Raw genomic sequence first — 16748 nt, 5'->3', positions numbered from 1 at the left:
AGGCCGGTTCAGCGGGTGTGTGCGTCGAGGAAGGCGATGGTGTCCGCGAGCGCCTTCCGGGCCTCGGGCAGATCGAGGTGGAACTGGTACTCGTGCGGGAGGGCGGGCTCGTGTGGCGCGGGCCAGAACACCGGAGTCACCTCGACGCCGAGCTCCTGCAGCCGTTTCGCCATCGGGATCGACTGCAGCCAGGTGAGCCCGTCGCCGTTGCCGCCCGAGATGTAGGTCGCGGGGAAGTCGGCGGTGACCCAGTCCACGGTCGACATCGTGGCACCGGTCGAGTCCTCCGCCCAGGTCTTCGTCCCGGCGTAGGCCCACATCGCCGATTTGAAGCCCCACCCCGGGACCCCGTCGAGCTCGGCCAGCGCGGCGAGGTCGTAGACGCCGCAGTTCAGCACGGTCGCGACGAGCTGGTCGGCGCGGATCGACGGGCGGATGCCGAGGATCTCGGCGTAGTCCGGATTCGTGATGAGCGTCGCCATCTGGCTGGCGAGCTGGGCCCCGGCGGAGTCTCCCGCCAGCACGATGCGGCGCGGATCGACGCCCAGCTCCGCCGCGTGCGCGTCGATGTACGCCAGGGCCTCGTCGAGCTGGTGGACGGCGAGCGGATACACGCCCTCGGGTCCGCGGGTGTAGTTCACGCCGATGGTCGTGTAGCCCTCGGCGGCGAGGATGCGGAGGTAGGGGTCGACGTCGTCCTTCGAGCCCGAGATCCAGGCGCCTCCGTGGATCCACACCACGGTCGGCAGCGCGCCGCCGGCGGAGGCGGGACGGAAGACGTCCATCGTCGTGTCCGCGCCGGCATCCCCGTAGGCGACGTCCTTGCGTTCGTCGAGCGCGGTGTCCGGGACATGCTTCGTCATCTCCGCCGCGGTCTCGTCGCCGCCCTTCGTGAACACGGAGCGGATGACCATCGCCGAGGGCCACGGGGTGAGCGCGCCGACGATCGCGACGACGGCGGCGACCGCGGCGAGGACGCCCACGGCGATCTTCGTGCGACGCCAGGGCGTCCGGCCGGTCTTCGCGGCCACGGTTCCGGCGGTGCTGCGGGAGTCTTCCACGGCCTCAGTGTGCCAGCATCCGCCGTCGTGGACCGGGAATGACGGGCGTCCTCACCCGGCGAGGCTCGCGAGGAGACGCCGGAGACCGTACTCGAAGGCGCGGTCGACGTCACCGCCGAGTCGGAACGCCCCGGACAGCTCCATCTGCAGGAATCCGGTGGCCCAGGCGGTGAAGAGACGCGCGGCGTCGAGAGCATCCGCCTCGCCGACCGCGGTGGCGCAGGCGCGGATGACCGGGGCGGCGGAGCGTTCCAGGGTCTCGCGGGGGACCGCCGCGTTGAACATGAGGCGGAAGCCCTCCGGGTGCGCGTGAGCGAAGGCGCGATAGGTCCGGGCGAGGGTGGAGAGGTCGTCGCGGGCCGCCTCGAGCCGGGTCGCGAGGGCGACGACGGATGCCGTGGCGACCGCGACACGCAAGGCCTCACGATCGCGCACGCGCTTGTAGAGGGAGGGCGCGCGCACGCCCACGCGCTCCGCGACCGCCTGCATCGTGAGTCCCGCAGGGCCGTCGGCCTCGATGATCTCCTGGCCGGCCGCGACGATGGCATCGAGCGACGTGCGTTCGGGGGTGGGCATGGATCCTCCTCGATGGCTATTGACAGTAGCCATGATAGCTACGTAACGTAGCCATCGCAATCGCCCGAGAGGATCATCATGAAGCTCGCCCCGCACCTCCACCGCCTCGGCAACGACATCGTCGCCTCGTACCTCATCGACCTGCCCGAGGGCATCACCCTCGTCGACGCCGGGTTGCCCGGGCACTGGCATGACCTTCAGCGGGAGCTCGCGGTGATCGGCCGCCCGCTGTCCGACATCCGCGGACTCGTGCTGACCCACGGCGACAGCGACCACATCGGATTCGCGGAACGACTGCGTCGCGAATCCGGCGTCCCGGTGTTCATCCACGGCGCCGATGCACACCGCGTGCGTACCGGGGAGAAGCCGAAGACCCCGATGGGCCCTGCCCGGCTCGGTCCGATGCTCGGCTTCCTCGCCTACGGCCTCCGCAAGAGTGCGCTCCGCACGCACCACGTCACCAAGGTGTCCGAGGTCGCGGACGGTGACGTGCTCGACCTCCCAGGGGCGCCGGTCGTCGTGGGTCTTCCGGGGCACTCGCCGGGGAGCGTCGCGGTGCACGTCCCGGCGGTCGGCGCGGTGTTCGTCGGCGACGCCCTGACGACGCGGCATGTGCTCACGGGGGAGGAGGGCGCGCAACCCGCCCCGTTCACCGACGAGCCCACAACAGCCCTGGCCTCGCTCGACCGCCTCGCGGCGCTCGACGCCGAGTGGGTCCTTCCCGGCCATGGTGCTCCGTGGCGCGGAACTCCCGCCGACATCGCCGCCGCGGTCCGCGCCCACGCCTGACGCTCGCCCCTGTCGGGTTCAACAACGCCCCTCCCCGCGGCTGCCGACGTGCACTTTCCGTCCCGCCCGAACGCCACGCCCGCGCGCGGGATCGAAAACGGGCGGGGAACGGTGTGCGGAGGTGCGATTTCCGTCCCGCACGGGCGGGGCGGGGGCGGGGGTCAGGGGGAGAGGAGGGTGGCGGTGTCGGTCACGGTGATCTGGGGCGGATACAGCGACATGACCTGCACGGCGGCGGCGTGGTTCTCGGCCGTGGAGCCGGCGCAGGCGTCGGCGGCGAGCGTCACCCGTGCCCCGGCGTCCGCGGCGGCGAGAGCGGTGGACACGACGCAGCAGTCCGTGGACACACCCGCGAGCACGATCCGGCCACCGCGCCCCACGATGGCCTCCAGCTCCTGCCCCCACTTGCCGAACGTCGGCAGGTCCACGGTGGGATGAGGCGACAGGCCTTCCGCCTCGGGGACCAGCGCGAACAACGGGTCGTCGGCGGGCCGGTCGGCGAACGGCCACGCCGCGAAGTACTCGCCCCAGGAGGTGGAGCGGTCAGCCGTCGGAAGCCACCGGGTCACGAGCACGCGCTCGCCGAAGGCGTCCGCGAGGCGCCGGATGTTCGTCATCGCGTCGGCGAAGAACGGCGAGCCCCAGGCGGAGTCGGGCGACGCGAAGATCACCTGCGGGTCGACCACCACGAGCCAGCTCTCGGCCCCGGATCCCGCCGCCTCCAGGGACCCGGATCCTGCCGCCTCCTGGGCCCCGGAGCCTGCCGCCTCCTGGGTCCCTGAGCCTGTCGAAGGGCTCACGACTCCTGCCGCCGGATCTTCCCGGCCCGGGCGAACCAGGTCACGAGGAATGAGAGCACGAGGGCGACGAACACCCCGAGGTTCGCGTACGCCCAGTCTCCGTCCGCCCCGCCGACGAGGAACAGGAGGTATCCCTGCCAGTTGTTCCACGGCGCGGCGTCCGCGAAGCCGTTGAGCACGAGACCCCACCCGATCACGCTCGCGACGACCATGGTGCCGATCGAGGTCCAGTCCCAGGCGCCGTAGCGGCCGCGGCTGTCGAACAGGGCCGCCTCGTCGTAGTCCTTCCGCCGCCGAAGGATGTCGGCGATGAGGATGCCGGCCCACGAGGCCAGCGGCACGCCGAGGGTGATGAGGAAGCTCTGGAACGGGCCGAGGAAGTCGGTCGCGAAGAACACCACGAAGATGGTCCCCGCGGTGAGGATCGCGCCGTCGATCGCCGCCGCGGACGGCCGCGGGATGCGGATGCCGAGGCTGAGCAGGGTCAGGCCGGAGGAGTAGATGCCGAGCACCGCGCCGGAGACGAGCGCGAGCACGGCCGTGAACAGGAACGGCACGAGGACCCACACCGGCAGGATGCTCGCGAGCGCGCCGATCGGGTCCGCGGCGATCGCGTCCATGAGCTCGGCGTCCGATCCGGCGAGGAGCAGACCGAAGACGACGAGGATGACCGGTGCCACCGAGCCGCCGATGGTGTTCCAGGCGACGATCGCCCCGTCCGACGCGGTGCGCTTCTGATAGCGCGACCAGTCCGCGGCGATGTTGATCCACCCCAGCCCGAATCCGGTCATCACCATCACGAGCGCCCCGACGACCTGACCGATGCCGCCGTCCGGCCGGGCCAGCACCGCGGCGAGGTCGATGGTGGGCGCGGCGAGGATGATGTAGACGATCGTCACGACACCGGTGATCCACGTCAGCACCGACTGCAGCCGCATGATCGTGTGATAGCCGAGCACGGAGGCGGCGACGATCAGCGCCGCGACGATCACGGTGGCGAGGATCTTCAGCCACAGGCTGTCGCCGTCGCCGCCGAGCTGCGTGATGACGGTCGCTGTGGCGAGCACCGCCATGATCGCGAGGAACGTCTCCCACCCGATCGACGTCAGCCAGGACACGATCCCTGGCACCTTCTGCCCCTGCACCCCGAAGGCGGCCCGGGAGAGCACCATCGTCGGCGCCGACCCCCGCTTGCCCGCGATCGCGATGAGGCCGCACAGCAGGAACGACACGACGATGCCGACGACCGACACCACCGTCGCCTGCCAGAACGAGATGCCGAAGCCGAGCACGAACGAGCCGTACGACATCCCGAACACCGAGACGTTCGCCGCGAACCACGGCCAGAACAGGTCACGGGGCTGGGCGGTCCGCTCGGACTCGGGGATGATCTCGATGCCTGCACGCTCGATGAGAGCCGGCCTGATGTCGGTCATCCTCACATCCTGACACTCCGGAGGCGCACTCCGCGCGGCCCGATTCAGCCGGCGAAGAAGGCCCCGGCCACGCGCGTCAGGTCGTGCAGGTCCGAGACCCCGGCGAGCTCGCGGGCGGAGTGCATCGAGAGGATCGGGATGCCCACGTCGACCGTGCGGATGCCGAGCCGGGTCGCGGTGATCGGGCCGATGGTCGAGCCGCACGGCACGCTGTTGTTCGAGACGAACTCCTGCGTCACCACCTCGGCCCGATCGCACCAGTTCCGCCAGGACGCGGCGCCGACCGCATCGGTCGCGTAGCGCTGGTTGGCGTTGAGCTTGAGGATGGGTCCGGAGCCGAGCACGGGCTGCACGACGGGGTCGTGCCGGCCGATGTAGTTCGGGTGGACGGAGTGCCCCACGTCGCTGGACAGGCACCACGACGACGCGTACGCCTGGCGGCGGGCGGAGCCGTCGGCGCCGAGCCCCGCGTAGAGCCGCTCCAGCACGTCCTCGAGGAAGGGGCCTGCGGCACCGGAGCGCGACTCGGAGCCGAGCTCTTCGTGATCGAACGCGGCGAGGATCGCGACGGGCGCGTCCGCGGCGGGTTCGTGTGCCGCAAGGGCCACGACGCCCGCGTGCACCGAGGCGAGGTCGTCGAGCCGGCCGGAGGCGAAGAACGCGTCGTCCTTGCCGAACACCGCACCCCGCGCGGCATCGGCGACGACGACGTCGTACCCGCGGATGTCCGCGACGGCCACTCCGGCGGAAGCGGCGAGCTCGCCCAGCACATCGGCCTCGGTCGGATCCCCCAGGCCCCACACCGGCTGCGTCTCGGTCTGCTTGTCGAGCGTGAGGCCGTTGTTGACGCCGCGATCGAGGTGGATGGCGAGCTGGGGGAGGCGCAGCAGCGGGCCGGTGTGGGCGAGGACGACCCGGCCGTCGGCGAGGGCCAGCCGGCCGGCGAGGCGCAGCTCCCGGTCGAGCCAGGAGTTCAGCAGCGGACCGCCGTACACCTCGACGGCGGCCTGCAGCCATCCGCGGGCTCCGGTGGTCGGCTGCGGCTTGAGCTTGAAGCCGGGGGAGTCGGTGTGCGCCCCGAACACGTGCACGGGCGTCGTGGCGGTCGCATCCTCCGGCACCACCCACGCGATCGTCGCGCCGTCGCGGACCACGAGGTACCGGCCGCCGGGCTGCGCGGGCCAGGCGTCCTCCTCCTGCAGCCGCGTGAAGCCGGCCTCCTCCAGGCGGCGGGCCGTCTCGGCGGCTGCGTGGTAGCTCGACGGGGAAGCGGCGACGAAGTCGGCGAGGTCCTCGGCGTGGGCGAGGGCGTCCGGGGTGACGGGCATGGCGTGACCTTCCTGCGCGGGGTGTCCTTCGAGCGTAGTCGCGCCCGGCCACCGCACCCTTCCCGGTCGGGGATAGGGTGGTGGCGATAGCGCCTAGGGTTCCGGGGTCTGCACCCGTCTGGTCCGAGCGGCGCCACGGTCCTCCTCCGCAGGGGGACCGTCATCTGACAGGACAAAAGCCCGGAGGACCCGATTCGTCGCGCCCGCGGCGGAGGGAAGGGTCTGCCGTGTCCGCTGTCGCTCTCGTCCTCGTCCTCGCCGCCGCGATCGCCCACGCGTCCTGGAACGTCATCGCGCACGGCATCAGTCGCGCCGGCTCGCCGTTCCTGTGGTGGGGTGCGGTCGCCAGCACGGTCGTCTGGATCGGCGCCGTGCCGTTCACGGGCGGACTCGGTGCGGCCGACCTCGGCTCGTTCGCGCTCGGGGTCTCCGTCTCCGCGGTCCTGCACGTCGCCTACATGGCCGTGCTGCAGCGCGGTTACCGGGAGGGCAGCCTGTCGACCGTCTACGCGACGGCGCGCGGCACCGGCCCCTTCCTCTCCGTGATCGTCGCCGTGCTCCTGCTCGGCGAACGCCCCTCGGCCCTGGCGCTCGTCGGCGTCGCGGCGGTGATCGTCGGTGTGGTGGCGATCGGGTTCGTCGACCGCCGTCCGGCCGGCAGCGGGCGCCGCATCGACCCCGGGCTGGTGTTCGGCGCCCTCACCGGCGTGGCGATCGCGGCCTACACGATCTGGGACGCCCACGCGGTGCGCGCGTGGGAGCTGTCACCCGTGGCGTTCATGGTCGGGACGACGCTGCTGCAGGTGCCGTTCTACTCCGTCGCGGTGCGCGGACGATGGGGTGCGGTCCTAGCGCTGGGGCGCACGCAATGGCGCCGCATCCTGGCCTTCGGCATCCTGTCGCCGCTGTCCTACATCCTCGTGCTGACCGCCATCCAGATCGCTCCGGTGGCGCTCGTGGCGCCGCTCCGCGAGGTCAGCGTCGTGCTCGTGAGCCTGTTCGGCGCCTTCGTCCTGCGCGAGTCCCGGCCGGGATGGCGGATCGGCGCCTCGCTGATCGTCCTCGTCGGGATCGTGCTGCTCGCGCTCTGAGGCCGCGGCTCAGCGGAAGGTGACGAGTCCGGCGTGGGCGGCCGTGACGAGGATCTGCACGCGGTCCCGAAGGTGCCACTTCGACATCATGCGACCGAGGTGGGCCTTCACGGTTCCCTCCGAGACGATGAGCGCCTTGGCGATCTCGGCATTGGACATGCCCTTCGCGAGGCACTGCAGCACTTCCTCCTCGCGCTCGGTGAGCGGTTCGAGGGTCTCCGCGGCCGCGGTGGGAGTGGAGTCGCGTACGTGGCGGATGAGCATCGACGCGATGCGGGGCGACAGCGAGCTCGCTCCGGCGAACACCTCGCGCACACCCGTGACGATCTCCTCTGCGCTGGAGTCCTTGAGCAGGTAGCCGGAGGCGCCGGCGCTCAGCATCGGCAGCACGGTGTCGCTCCCGTCGAGCGTGGTCACGGCGAGGATGCGCACGTCAGGCCACCGTTCGGCGATCGCCGCGGTCGCCTCGATGCCGTTCATCTCCGGCATCTGGACGTCCATCATCACGACGTCCGGCTTCTCGCGCTCCACCGTCGTGAGGGCCTCCACACCGTCCTCCGCCTGCGCCACGACCGTGATCTCGGGCGCGCGCGACACGAAGTGCGACAGCGCGGAGCGGACCAGAGGATCGTCATCGACGATCACGACGCGGATTTCCTGCATGGAGGAAGCCTAACGGCGTGAAGCGGGCGCTCTGAGGATGTAGACCTTTGGCTATCGAGGTCTGGACGAACGCCAGATGTGCGCTCCGCGCGCCGCCGAGAAGATGAATACAGACATCGACAAACGACCACATCAAGGAGGTGAACGGTATGTCTTTCTGGCAGCAGGTTGGCAAGCTCTTCGGTCTCTACCGCTAGAATAGCTGGCAAATAGGAGATAGTGCACCATGGCCTTCGACCAGACGAAACGGGCGACGCCCGAAATCTTCCGCCTCGGTCGAGGGGAACGGCTAAGCCGCGTGGAGCGCTATGTCATCCTCGCGATCATTTGCATCATGATCGCCGTTGACGTGAGCGGACTCATCACCGATCCGAACGTCAATCCCCTTACCTCTGCGGTCAGCATCGCTTCGACCGCAGTCTTCGCCCTCTTTCTTTGGTCCCCCCTCGTCGCAACCTGTGCGATGGGTGTGGCCCTCGGACTCTCCTTCCTCACCGGAACCGAGACCCAGGTGCTCATCACCGCCGCTTTTGCGGCGGCCCTGGTGATGCGGCTGGGATGGACGTCGCTCGTCCTCTCCTACACGGCTGGATTTCTCGTCGCGACAGGTGTGATCGCCTACGGTGACTCAGAAGTGCCGGTGAATGTCGGCATCTATCTGATCTTCGCAACCGCGGCCGGTGCCGTAGGGCTCGCGCTTCGCCTCGCTTTCGCGCGGGGACGTCGCCTCGAGCACGAGCTGGAGGCTGCGGCCGAGCAGGAACGGGAAGCCGTCCTCGCCGAGCGACGATGGATCGCCGGCGAGCTGCACGACAGCATCGCCCACCACCTCACCGTGGTGTCGTTGCACGTGCAGATGCTCGAAGACCCCGACGCGAGCGATGGCTCCCGGGAGGCGATCCGCGTCGCCGCCCGCAAGGCCATGACGGACCTCCGCTTCGTGATCGACCTCGCCGACGATGGTCCGCGTGCCGCGGGCATGCCGACCGGCGACCTCGTCGCAGCGGTCGAGGAGGCGCAGGCCGAGTTCGAAGCGGCCGGCCACGAGGTCATCCTCGACGGAGACCCCGGCGACGAACGGATCCCGCGCGCCGTGGAGATCGTGCTCGCGCGCATCGTGCGCGAGTCGGCCACGAACGTCCTGAAGTACGCCGGCCCCGGCCCCGTCGAGATCCGTCTCGCCGTGGACGACGACAAGGCGCATCTGTCGCTGCGGAGTCCGCTGCCCACAACACCGCGTCGGGAGCTCTCGTCCAGCCAGACCGGGCTCGGGCGGATGGCCGAACGCGTCATGGGCGCCAGCGGCGACTTCAGCGCCGGGGAGGTGGACGGGCACTGGCTCGTCTCCGCCGTGTTGCCGGTGGTGTGACCCCCGCGTATCCTGAGACGACGCCTGCGATCCCGGGCTCGAGGCCGTAGACGAAAGTCTACGAGTGTCTCGACATTCGGTACTTCATCGGCTTCACGACGCCGACATATCCTGAAGGCTCCCCAGATAAAGCGTCCCCAGCGCTGCGATCGCGGGCGCGATCTTTCTGGCTTCTTAGACTCCCGCGCCCGCGGTCGCGAATCTGTCTCCGGGCCTCAGCCGCCCACCGCTCTCATGAAGTGCCCGTCCGTCGATATCCCGGACGCCGCCACCGTGAAGCGCACCACCTCGCTGAGGTAGCGGTCCTCCGACGCCTCGAAGATGCGCCCGTCCGCGTCCCTGGACGTCCGCGTCAGCCGCAGGATGGGCGTTCCTCGAGGCACGCGCAGGAGCGCCGAGTCCTGATCATCGGCGGCCACGGCATCGATCACGTGCTGCAGCGTCACGATCGGGTGCCCGACCGCCGCGAGGTGCTCGGTGATCGAGACCGCGTCGAGGTCGACGTCGAACAGCCGACGGCCCACGTCCTCCGTGTAGGCCAGGCGCTCCAGCATGGTCGGCCGCCCGTCCAGCAGCCGCAGTCGCACCACGCTCACGATCGTGTCGTCGGGTCCGACGCCGAGTGCCGGTCCGAGGTCGCCCGCGCGGCGCAGGCTCAGCTCCTGCGTCTGCGCGCCCGGAGTGACGCCGAGGTCCCGCGCCCACCGGGTGAACGGAACCGAGACGTCGACTGCCTGATTCGCCTTGCGCGCCACCACGCGGGCGGGGCGCCCCCGGCCGGTCTCGATCAGCCCCTCCGCGCGGAGCGCCGCCAGCGCGTTGCGGATCGGTCCGCGCGACGTGTGCCACCGCTCCGCGAGCTCCGCCTCCGTGGGGACATCGTCCCCGGGCCGAAGCGTGCCGTCGGCGATCCGTGCGCGGAGCTCATCGGCGATCTGCGTGTACACAACTTCGGCCACATAGGTACATTACTTGGTTCGTCGCCATCGGGATGAGGGTGTTGCCGCCGTGTTCATCCAGAAGAATCGCGGGTGAACGCCGCTTGAACACTTCCGAGATAGGTATACATGTCGGCCTGACGGCTGGGAGAGTCGTCCCTGGATCACTCCTCCCACCCTGAAAGGTCCTCATGAAGCTCCGCGCTCTCCCCGCCCTCGCCGGCGCTGCGATCCTCGCGTTCGGCCTCGCCGCCTGCTCCGGATCGGCCGATGCCACCGACGCCCCCGGCGACGCACAGTCCGCCGGTGGATTCGCCGTCGACGAGAACACCCTCGTCTTCGGCGTCGTCCCCGACTCGGTGGACACCGAGACGAACTACCAGCCGCTCATGGACTACATCGCCGAGGTCACCGGCAAGACCGTCGAGTACCACGAGTCGACCGACTACGCCGCGCTCATCGAGGCCGCCGTCGCCGGCAAGGTCGACGTCGCCTCGTTCTCGGGGTTCACCTACGTCACCGCGACGAACAACGGCGCGAAGCTCACCCCGATCTCCTCCATCGTGACCGCCGAGGGCCAGGAGCCCGGCTACTACTCGCAGGCGATCGTGCCGGCGGACAGCGACATCTCCAGCCTCGAGGACTTCGCGGGCAAGAAGGTCTGCTTCGTGGACCCCTCGTCCACCTCCGGCTACCTCTTCCCGTCGTACAACCTCCTCGAGGCGGGCGTCGACCCGAAGACCGACATCACGCCCGTGTTCGCGGGCAAGCACGACGTGAGCGTGCAGAAGGTCGGCGAGGGCGTCGAGTGCGAGGCCGGCTTCGCCGAGGACTCCGAGGTCGAGAAGTCCGACAAGGTGAAGGTCATCGCCGAGACGATGGTCCCGGGCGCTCCGCTCGTCTACTCCTCGTCCCTGCCGGACGACGTGGCTCAGCAGCTCGTCGACGCCCTCGGCGAGGTCACCGTCGACGACATCATCGCGGCGGGCATCGACAGCGCGGACTCCGACGCGTTCCGCAGCGTGTTCTTCGCCACCAAGCCGGTGGACGACGCCTACTACGACCTCATCCGCGACATCTGCGCCGAGACCGAAGCCGAGCAGTGCCAGGGCTGACGCCCCGCGCCTGACGACAGGAGAAGCCATGATCGCGGCATCCGACACCCTCATCCGCCTCGCCGGCGTCACGAAGACCTTCGGCAGCACCACCGCCCTCAAGGACGTCACGCTCGAGGTGGCGCAGGGAGAGATCGTCGTGCTGCTCGGGCTCTCCGGTTCCGGCAAGTCCACGCTGCTGCGGCATCTCGACGGCCTGGAGCTGCCCAGCTCCGGGTCCGTCGAGGTGCTCGGCGCGTCCGTGCCCTCGATGAAGGGCCGGGCGCTGCGACAGCTTCGCAGCAGCGTGGGCTTCATCTTCCAGCAGTTCGAGCTCGTGCCTTCGCTGACCGTTCTGGAGAACGTGCTGACCGGGGCGCTCTCGCGGATGCGCGGCCCGCGGCTCGGGCTGTGGAGCTACCCCCGCGCCGCCAGGCTGACCGCCCTCGAGCACCTCGACCGCGTCGGTCTGCTCGACCGCGCCTACCAGCGCAGCGACACGCTGTCCGGCGGCCAGCAGCAGCGGGTGGCCATCGCCAGGGCGCTGATGCAGAAGCCGGCGATCCTCCTGGCCGACGAGCCCGTCGCCTCCCTCGACCCGGAGTCGAGCGAGCAGGTGATGGCCCTCATCCGCGAGATCGCCGCCGACGAAGGTCTCACCGTGGTGTGCAGCCTGCACCAGGTCGACCTCGCGATCAGCTGGGCCGACCGGATCGTCGGGCTCCGGCACGGCGAAGTGGTCCTGGACACCCCGACGGACGGACTCACCAAGGCCGAGGTGATGGAGATCTACGGCCGCGTCGCGACGACCACGGCCGAGATCCGCGCCGTGCAGGTGGAGCTCGTCGACGCCGTGACCACGGTGGCGGCGTCATGACGGCGGTGGAGGCCTCGACACGGGGCGCTTCGACAGGCTCAGCGACCCACGGAGGGGGCTCAGCGACCCACGGAGGGGGCTCGGCGACCCACGGAGGGGGGAGCGTTGCGGAGCGGGCGCCGAAGCGGCCGCTCTCGGCCGAGCGCATCGCCGCCGGGCTCACGCTCGTCGTCCTCGTCGTGCTCGGCATCCTGGCGGTGCGCGACGTCGGCATCTCGATCCCCGCGATGGTGCAGAGCTGGGGCAACGCGGAGAACTTCCTCGCGCGGGTCGGCGGACTCTCCTTCCCCTCACCGGCCGACCTCGCCTGGCTCATCGCCCTGACCGTGGGCCTCGTGCTCGTCGGCACGCTGCTGGCGGCCGTGCTCTCCGTGCCCCTCGCCTTCCTCGCCGCCGCCAACACCACCCCGGGTGCCGGGTGGCGCGCGGCCGTCCGGTTCTTCGGCGTCCTCACCCGCGCCCTGCCGGACGTCGTGCTGGCCATGGCGTTCGTGCTCATGTTCTCGCTCGGCACGCTGCCGGGCATCCTCGCCATCGGCATCCACTCGATCGGGATGATCTCCAAGATGTTCGCGGATGCCATCGAGCAGATCGACGAAGGGCCGCGTCTCGCGATCCGCGCCGCCGGTGGCTCGAAGCTCCAGGAGTTCACCGCGGGCATCCTCCCGCAGGTGCTGCCGAGCTGGGTGGCCACCGTGCTGCACCGCAACGACATCAACCTGCGCGGGAGCGTCGTGCTCGGCTATGTGGGCGTCGCCGGCCTCGGGCTCGAGATGTCGTATGCGTTCAAGGCGCTGAACTACGGCAAGGGTCTCGGGATCGCGCTCGTCATCTTCGTGCTCTGCATCGTGATGGAGATCGTCTCGAGCACGGTGCGCGGCGCGATGCTCGGCGAGCAGAAGCACACCCGGTCGTGGATGGACCGCATCGTGCACCCGCGCCTGCGCCGGCGGTCGCACGCACCCGCCGAGGGCCGCCCGGAGTGGGCGGCGAGCCCGGAGACCGCGGTGCGCCGTCCGTGGACCGCCCAGCGGGTGCGCCACACCGCCGCCGGGATCGTCGCGGTCCTCGTCGTGGTCGGCAGCGTCGTCGTGAGCCAGATCACCTGGTCCGACCTGTTCACCTTCTGGGCGAAGCTGCCCGACGTCGCCGCCCGCTTCTGGCCGCCGTCGTTCGGCAGCTACGACACGGTCGCGATGCTGGAGGCCATGCGGGAGACCGTCGCCATCGCGCTCGCCGCGACCGTCCTCACCCTCCTGCCCTCGCTGCTGCTCGGCTCGTTCGCCGCGCGCAACGTGGCCCCGCACGCCGCAGGGCGCGGCACCGCCCGTCTGCTGCTCGTCGGCATCCGCGGCATCCCCGAGCTGATCCTCGCCATCGTCCTCGTCGTCATCACGGGTCTCGGCGCGCAGGCCGGCGTCATCGCGCTCGCGATCGGCGGGGTCGGACTGCTCGGCAAGCTCATCGCCGACTCCTTCGAGGAGGTCGACCGCGGGCCCGAGCGCGCCCTGCGGGCGGTGGGCGCCACGCGGATGCAGACGTACACGTCGGCCACGCTGACCCAGGGCACCCGAGCCCTCATCGGGCACAGCTTCTACATGCTCGACACCAACATCCGCGCGGCCACGATCCTCGGCATCGTCGGCGGCGGCGGTGTCGGCTACTACCTGCTGAACGCCAGCCAGGGTTCGCGCTACGAGACCGTGACCGCGATCGTCCTGATGATCCTCGTGACCGTGCTCGCCGTCGAGGGGCTCGCGATGTGGATGAGGAAGGTGTTCCGATGATCGGGGCGGACCAGAATCCCGACGTCGTCGTGGTGGGGGCCGGCATCGTCGGTCTCGGCGCCGCCTTCGCCGGCGTGCGCCGCGGGCTCCGGGTCGTCGTCGTCGAGCGCGGCGCGGCTCCGACCGGCGCCACGATCCGCAACTTCGGCCACCTCTGCATCGGCGCCCAGGGCGGAGCGGCACGGCGGTACGCCGACGCCTCCCGTGAGCTTTGGCTGCAGCTCGCCAGGGACGCGGGGTTCTGGCTCCGCGAGTCGGGCACGCTCGTGGCCGCCCGCCACGAGGACGAGCTCGCCGTGCTCTCCGCGGCGGCGCAGGACGGCGGCATCCGGATGCTGGAGGCCGCCGAGCTCCTGCGCCGTGCCCCGCTGCGCCGGGACGGGCTCGTCGGCGGCGCCCTCATCGAGGCCGATCTGCAGACGGATCCGCGCACGGCGGCGACCGCGATCGTGCGCTACCTGACGGCACAGGGCGTCGAGTTCCGCTTCCGCACCGCGGTGACGGCCCTCGGCCCCGGCCGGGTGGAGACCACGCGCGGGGCGATCGACACCGGGGCGGTGGTCGTGGCCGTCAACCACGACATCGACCAGCTCCTGCCTGAGGTCGCGGAACGGCACGGCGTGGTGCGCTGTGCGCTGGACATGATGCGGGCGGCCGTCTCCTTCCCGCGACCGTTGACCGCGCCCCTGCTGACCGGCTGGTCCCTCATCCGGTACGGGCGGTTCGCCGACAGCCCCGAGGCCCGCACCCTCCGCGAGCGCCTGCACGCCGAGCGGCCCGACCTCGCCGCCCTCGACCTCAACCAGATGTACACGCAGCTGCCGGACGGCACGCTCATCCTCGGCGACTCGCATGCCACCGACGCCGCCCCCTCGCCGTTCCAGCCGGAGGCCGCCTTCACCGCGTTCCTGAGCGAGGCCGAGGCCCTGTTCGACGGGGCGGCGCCGCGGGTCATCGAGCGCTGGCAGGGCGTCTACGCGAAAGCGCCCGGCGAGTTCCTCGTCGACCGCGGAGACGACGGTGCCCTCGTGCTCGCCGCGACCACCGGCATCGGCATGACCTGCGGCCTCGGCCTCGCCGACCTGCACCTCACCGCCGCCCTCGGCGGCACCCCTGCTCTGGAAGGAACACCATGACCACTCCGATCGAACTCGTCGTCCTCGACATGGCCGGCACCACCGTCGTGGACGACGGCGTGGTGGAGCAGGCGTTCCAACGGGCCGCCGAGCGCACCGGCGTCGCCGCGCGGCTGCCCTGGGAGCACGCCCTCGGCTACGTCCGGGAGACGATGGGGCAGTCCAAGTTCGACGTCTTCCTCCACCTCGCCGGCGGCGATGCGAGCGCGGCGCGGCAGGCCACGGCGGCGTTCGAGGACGCGTACGCCGAGATCGTCGCCGAGGACGGCGTCGCGGAGATCCCCGGAGCGGCGGACGCGATCCAGGGCCTGAAGGACGCCGGGCTCACCGTCGTCCTGACCACCGGCTTCGCACCGGTCACGCGACAGGCGATCCTCGACGGCCTCGGGTGGGGAGGACTCGTCGACCTCGCGCTCTCTCCGATCGATGCCGGCCGCGGACGCCCTGCGCCCGACCTCGTCCTCACCGCCCTTCTGCGCAGCGGAGCATCCGCGGTGCAGGCCGTGGCCGTCGCCGGCGACACCGTGAGCGACGTCGAGTCGGGCCGCCGTGCGGGTGCCGGCTTCGTCGCGGGCGTGCTCACCGGGGCGCACGACCGCGCGGCCCTGAGCGGAGCCGGGGCCCACATCGTGCTCTCCGACGTCACGGCGTTGCGAGCCGCGCTGGCGCAGCGCGAGCTCCTTCCTGCCGTCGCCTCCGTCTGACGGGCTGACATGGGAACGCTGCTCATCCGCCCGCCCGGACATCGGAGGGACGTCGCGCTGCGCCCCGCCGCCACCGCGATGGTCTGGATCGGCGAAGGCCACCGGCACGAGACGATCGCGGTCCCCGGGGTCGCGCTCGCGGACCGGGACGTGCTCGTCGCCGTGGAGATGTCGACGATCTGCGGATCGGACGTGCACACCGTGCAGGGGCGCCGGTCCGCACCTGCGCCTCTCGTCCTCGGGCACGAGAGCGTCGGACGGGTCATCGCGATGGGCGACGACGGGGCGGCGGCGGTGGACGGCACCCCGCTGCGCATCGGCGACCGCGTGGTGTGGTCGGTCACGGTGTCGTGCGGCACCTGCGACCGCTGTCGGCGGGGCCTCACCCAGAAGTGCCGCGAGCTCGGCAAGTACGGCCACGACCGCGTCGGCGCCCACGGCGACCTGACCGGGGCGTTCGCCAGCCACGTGCAGCTGCGGGCAGGTACCGCGATCGTGCGCGTGCCGGAGGCGCTGCCGGCCGCGGTGCTGGCTCCGGCCGGATGCGCGACGGCGACCGCGTGGGCCGCCGTGGCGAGGGCCGCTCGCGACATCGATCTCGACGGCGCCGCGGTGCGCATCCACGGCGCGGGATTGGTGGGGATCAGCGCTGCGGCGATCGCGGCCGAGCACGGCGCCGTCGTCGAGGTCCGGGACTCGGACGACGATCGCCGGGCCTTCGCCTCCCGTTTCGGAGCCACCGCGCTCGACCGTGACCCGGACGTGGTCATCGAGGCATCCGGGCATGCGGTGGGGGAGGCCCTCGCCGGCGTCGCCGTCGGCGGCACGGTCGTCCTCGTCGGGAGCGTGTTCCCGGCGGCACCGATTCCGCTGGACGCGGAGGATCTCGTCCGCCGGCTGGTCACGGTGGCCGGGGTGCACAACTACGGCGCCGACGACCTCGCCGCGGCAGCGTCGTTCCTCGCGGGGCGGGGGCGCGCGTATCCGTTCGCCGAAGCCGTGGGCGCCGTGCGACCGCTGCTCGACATCGACGCCGCCCTCACGGACGCCGCGGCGCCGGGCGCTCCGCTGCGGGTCGGGCTGGTGCCGGGGCGCTGAG

At 71.2% G+C, this 16748-nt stretch carries 16 protein-coding genes; 9 read left to right on the top strand and 7 right to left on the bottom strand.

Annotated elements, in window-relative coordinates; translation table 11 throughout:
* Positions 1 to 8: 8 nt before the first annotated feature.
* Positions 9 to 1061, bottom strand: a complete 1053-nt coding sequence (locus tag ACIQID_RS16050) for an alpha/beta hydrolase (RefSeq protein WP_400286945.1) — start codon at positions 1059 to 1061, stop codon at positions 9 to 11.
* Between the two features lie 51 nt (positions 1062 to 1112).
* Entirely contained in the window at positions 1113 to 1637 is a 525-nt protein-coding gene (locus ACIQID_RS16045) for a TetR/AcrR family transcriptional regulator (protein WP_400286942.1), read from the bottom strand.
* 78 nt (positions 1638 to 1715) lie between these two features.
* Here ACIQID_RS16045 and ACIQID_RS16040 point away from each other — a divergent pair, with 78 nt between their 5' ends.
* Positions 1716 to 2426, top strand: coding sequence for an MBL fold metallo-hydrolase (locus ACIQID_RS16040; RefSeq protein ID WP_400286939.1), 711 nt, complete (start codon positions 1716 to 1718; stop codon positions 2424 to 2426).
* Between the two features lie 161 nt (positions 2427 to 2587).
* On the opposite strand, the gene ACIQID_RS16035 is transcribed toward ACIQID_RS16040, so the two are convergent.
* The 3 genes from ACIQID_RS16035 to ACIQID_RS16025 all read right to left on the bottom strand — a co-directional run bounded on the left by ACIQID_RS16035 (position 2588) and on the right by ACIQID_RS16025 (position 5990).
* The gene (locus ACIQID_RS16035; RefSeq protein WP_400287142.1) at positions 2588 to 3115 is read right to left on the bottom strand and encodes a cysteine hydrolase family protein; all 528 of its coding nucleotides are present in this window, start codon (positions 3113 to 3115) and stop codon (positions 2588 to 2590) included.
* Between the two features lie 107 nt (positions 3116 to 3222).
* A complete protein-coding gene (locus tag ACIQID_RS16030) occupies positions 3223 to 4662 on the bottom strand; it encodes a purine-cytosine permease family protein (protein WP_400286936.1) in 1440 nt (479 codons plus the stop codon).
* 44 nt (positions 4663 to 4706) lie between these two features.
* Entirely contained in the window at positions 4707 to 5990 is a 1284-nt protein-coding gene (locus tag ACIQID_RS16025) for a M18 family aminopeptidase (protein WP_400286933.1), read from the bottom strand.
* A 227-nt stretch (positions 5991 to 6217) separates the two neighbouring features.
* Between ACIQID_RS16025 and ACIQID_RS16020 the strand changes: the two genes are divergently transcribed.
* Positions 6218 to 7081: an EamA family transporter gene (locus ACIQID_RS16020; protein WP_400286930.1), complete on the top strand. Its 864-nt coding sequence runs from the start codon at positions 6218 to 6220 to the stop codon at positions 7079 to 7081.
* 9 nt (positions 7082 to 7090) lie between these two features.
* Here the strand turns inward: ACIQID_RS16020 and ACIQID_RS16015 are convergent, their stop codons facing one another.
* Complete coding sequence (locus ACIQID_RS16015; protein ID WP_231729504.1) at positions 7091 to 7744, bottom strand: response regulator transcription factor; 654 nt, start codon at positions 7742 to 7744, stop codon at positions 7091 to 7093.
* Positions 7745 to 8078: 334 nt separating this feature from the next.
* Here ACIQID_RS16015 and ACIQID_RS16010 point away from each other — a divergent pair, with 334 nt between their 5' ends.
* The gene (locus tag ACIQID_RS16010; protein WP_400286925.1) at positions 8079 to 9113 is read left to right on the top strand and encodes a sensor histidine kinase; all 1035 of its coding nucleotides are present in this window, start codon (positions 8079 to 8081) and stop codon (positions 9111 to 9113) included.
* Between the two features lie 215 nt (positions 9114 to 9328).
* Here the strand turns inward: ACIQID_RS16010 and ACIQID_RS16005 are convergent, their stop codons facing one another.
* On the bottom strand, positions 9329 to 10072 hold the full coding sequence (locus tag ACIQID_RS16005; protein WP_331202092.1) for a GntR family transcriptional regulator: 744 nt from the start codon (positions 10070 to 10072) through the stop codon (positions 9329 to 9331).
* Positions 10073 to 10242: 170 nt separating this feature from the next.
* Here ACIQID_RS16005 and phnD point away from each other — a divergent pair, with 170 nt between their 5' ends.
* Genes phnD through ACIQID_RS15975 form a run of 6 tightly spaced genes read left to right on the top strand, consistent with a single transcriptional unit; the run spans position 10243 to position 16747 of the window.
* A complete protein-coding gene (gene phnD, locus ACIQID_RS16000; protein ID WP_312675746.1) occupies positions 10243 to 11166 on the top strand; it encodes a phosphate/phosphite/phosphonate ABC transporter substrate-binding protein in 924 nt (307 codons plus the stop codon).
* A gap of 28 nt (positions 11167 to 11194) precedes the next feature.
* Positions 11195 to 12022 (top strand): phosphonate ABC transporter ATP-binding protein, encoded by an 828-nt coding sequence (gene phnC, locus ACIQID_RS15995; RefSeq protein ID WP_331202091.1) that lies wholly within the window; start codon positions 11195 to 11197, stop codon positions 12020 to 12022.
* The gene (phnE, locus tag ACIQID_RS15990) at positions 12019 to 13809 is read left to right on the top strand and encodes a phosphonate ABC transporter, permease protein PhnE (RefSeq protein ID WP_400286920.1); all 1791 of its coding nucleotides are present in this window, start codon (positions 12019 to 12021) and stop codon (positions 13807 to 13809) included. The genes phnC and phnE overlap by 4 nt, the downstream gene beginning before the upstream one ends.
* On the top strand, positions 13806 to 14945 hold the full coding sequence (locus ACIQID_RS15985; protein WP_400286917.1) for a TIGR03364 family FAD-dependent oxidoreductase: 1140 nt from the start codon (positions 13806 to 13808) through the stop codon (positions 14943 to 14945). Before phnE ends, ACIQID_RS15985 begins: the two co-directional genes overlap by 4 nt.
* Positions 14942 to 15649 carry an HAD family hydrolase gene (locus ACIQID_RS15980; RefSeq protein WP_400286914.1) on the top strand — a complete coding sequence of 236 codons (708 nt, stop codon included), beginning with the start codon at positions 14942 to 14944 and terminating at the stop codon, positions 15647 to 15649. The genes ACIQID_RS15985 and ACIQID_RS15980 overlap by 4 nt, the downstream gene beginning before the upstream one ends.
* Positions 15650 to 15658: 9 nt before the next feature.
* Positions 15659 to 16747 carry an alcohol dehydrogenase catalytic domain-containing protein gene (locus ACIQID_RS15975; RefSeq protein ID WP_400286911.1) on the top strand — a complete coding sequence of 363 codons (1089 nt, stop codon included), beginning with the start codon at positions 15659 to 15661 and terminating at the stop codon, positions 16745 to 16747.
* The last annotated feature ends 1 nt before the right edge of the window (position 16748 follow it).

The organism is Microbacterium sp. NPDC091676 (genome assembly GCF_044756645.1).
Classification (GTDB): domain Bacteria; phylum Actinomycetota; class Actinomycetes; order Actinomycetales; family Microbacteriaceae; genus Microbacterium; species Microbacterium paraoxydans_D.
The sequence above is the reverse complement of the archived record's forward strand: the minus strand, read 5'-3'. Positions and strand labels throughout refer to the sequence as shown.

Excerpts from the sequence above, each read along its gene's own strand:
- ACIQID_RS16045 (WP_400286942.1), bottom strand. The coding sequence starts at position 1,637 with ATGCCCACCCCCGAACGCACGTCGCTCGATGCCATCGTCGCGGCCGGC.
- ACIQID_RS16040 (WP_400286939.1), top strand. The coding sequence starts at position 1,716 with ATGAAGCTCGCCCCGCACCTCCACCGCCTCGGCAACGACATCGTCGCC.
- ACIQID_RS16030 (WP_400286936.1), bottom strand. The coding sequence starts at position 4,662 with ATGACCGACATCAGGCCGGCTCTCATCGAGCGTGCAGGCATCGAGATC.
- ACIQID_RS16025 (WP_400286933.1), bottom strand. The coding sequence starts at position 5,990 with ATGCCCGTCACCCCGGACGCCCTCGCCCACGCCGAGGACCTCGCCGAC.
- ACIQID_RS16015 (WP_231729504.1), bottom strand. The coding sequence starts at position 7,744 with ATGCAGGAAATCCGCGTCGTGATCGTCGATGACGATCCTCTGGTCCGC.
- ACIQID_RS16010 (WP_400286925.1), top strand. The coding sequence starts at position 8,079 with ATGATCGCCGTTGACGTGAGCGGACTCATCACCGATCCGAACGTCAAT.
- phnD (WP_312675746.1), top strand. The coding sequence starts at position 10,243 with ATGAAGCTCCGCGCTCTCCCCGCCCTCGCCGGCGCTGCGATCCTCGCG.
- phnC (WP_331202091.1), top strand. The coding sequence starts at position 11,195 with ATGATCGCGGCATCCGACACCCTCATCCGCCTCGCCGGCGTCACGAAG.
- phnE (WP_400286920.1), top strand. The coding sequence starts at position 12,019 with ATGACGGCGGTGGAGGCCTCGACACGGGGCGCTTCGACAGGCTCAGCG.
- ACIQID_RS15985 (WP_400286917.1), top strand. The coding sequence starts at position 13,806 with ATGATCGGGGCGGACCAGAATCCCGACGTCGTCGTGGTGGGGGCCGGC.
- ACIQID_RS15980 (WP_400286914.1), top strand. The coding sequence starts at position 14,942 with ATGACCACTCCGATCGAACTCGTCGTCCTCGACATGGCCGGCACCACC.
- ACIQID_RS15975 (WP_400286911.1), top strand. The coding sequence starts at position 15,659 with ATGGGAACGCTGCTCATCCGCCCGCCCGGACATCGGAGGGACGTCGCG.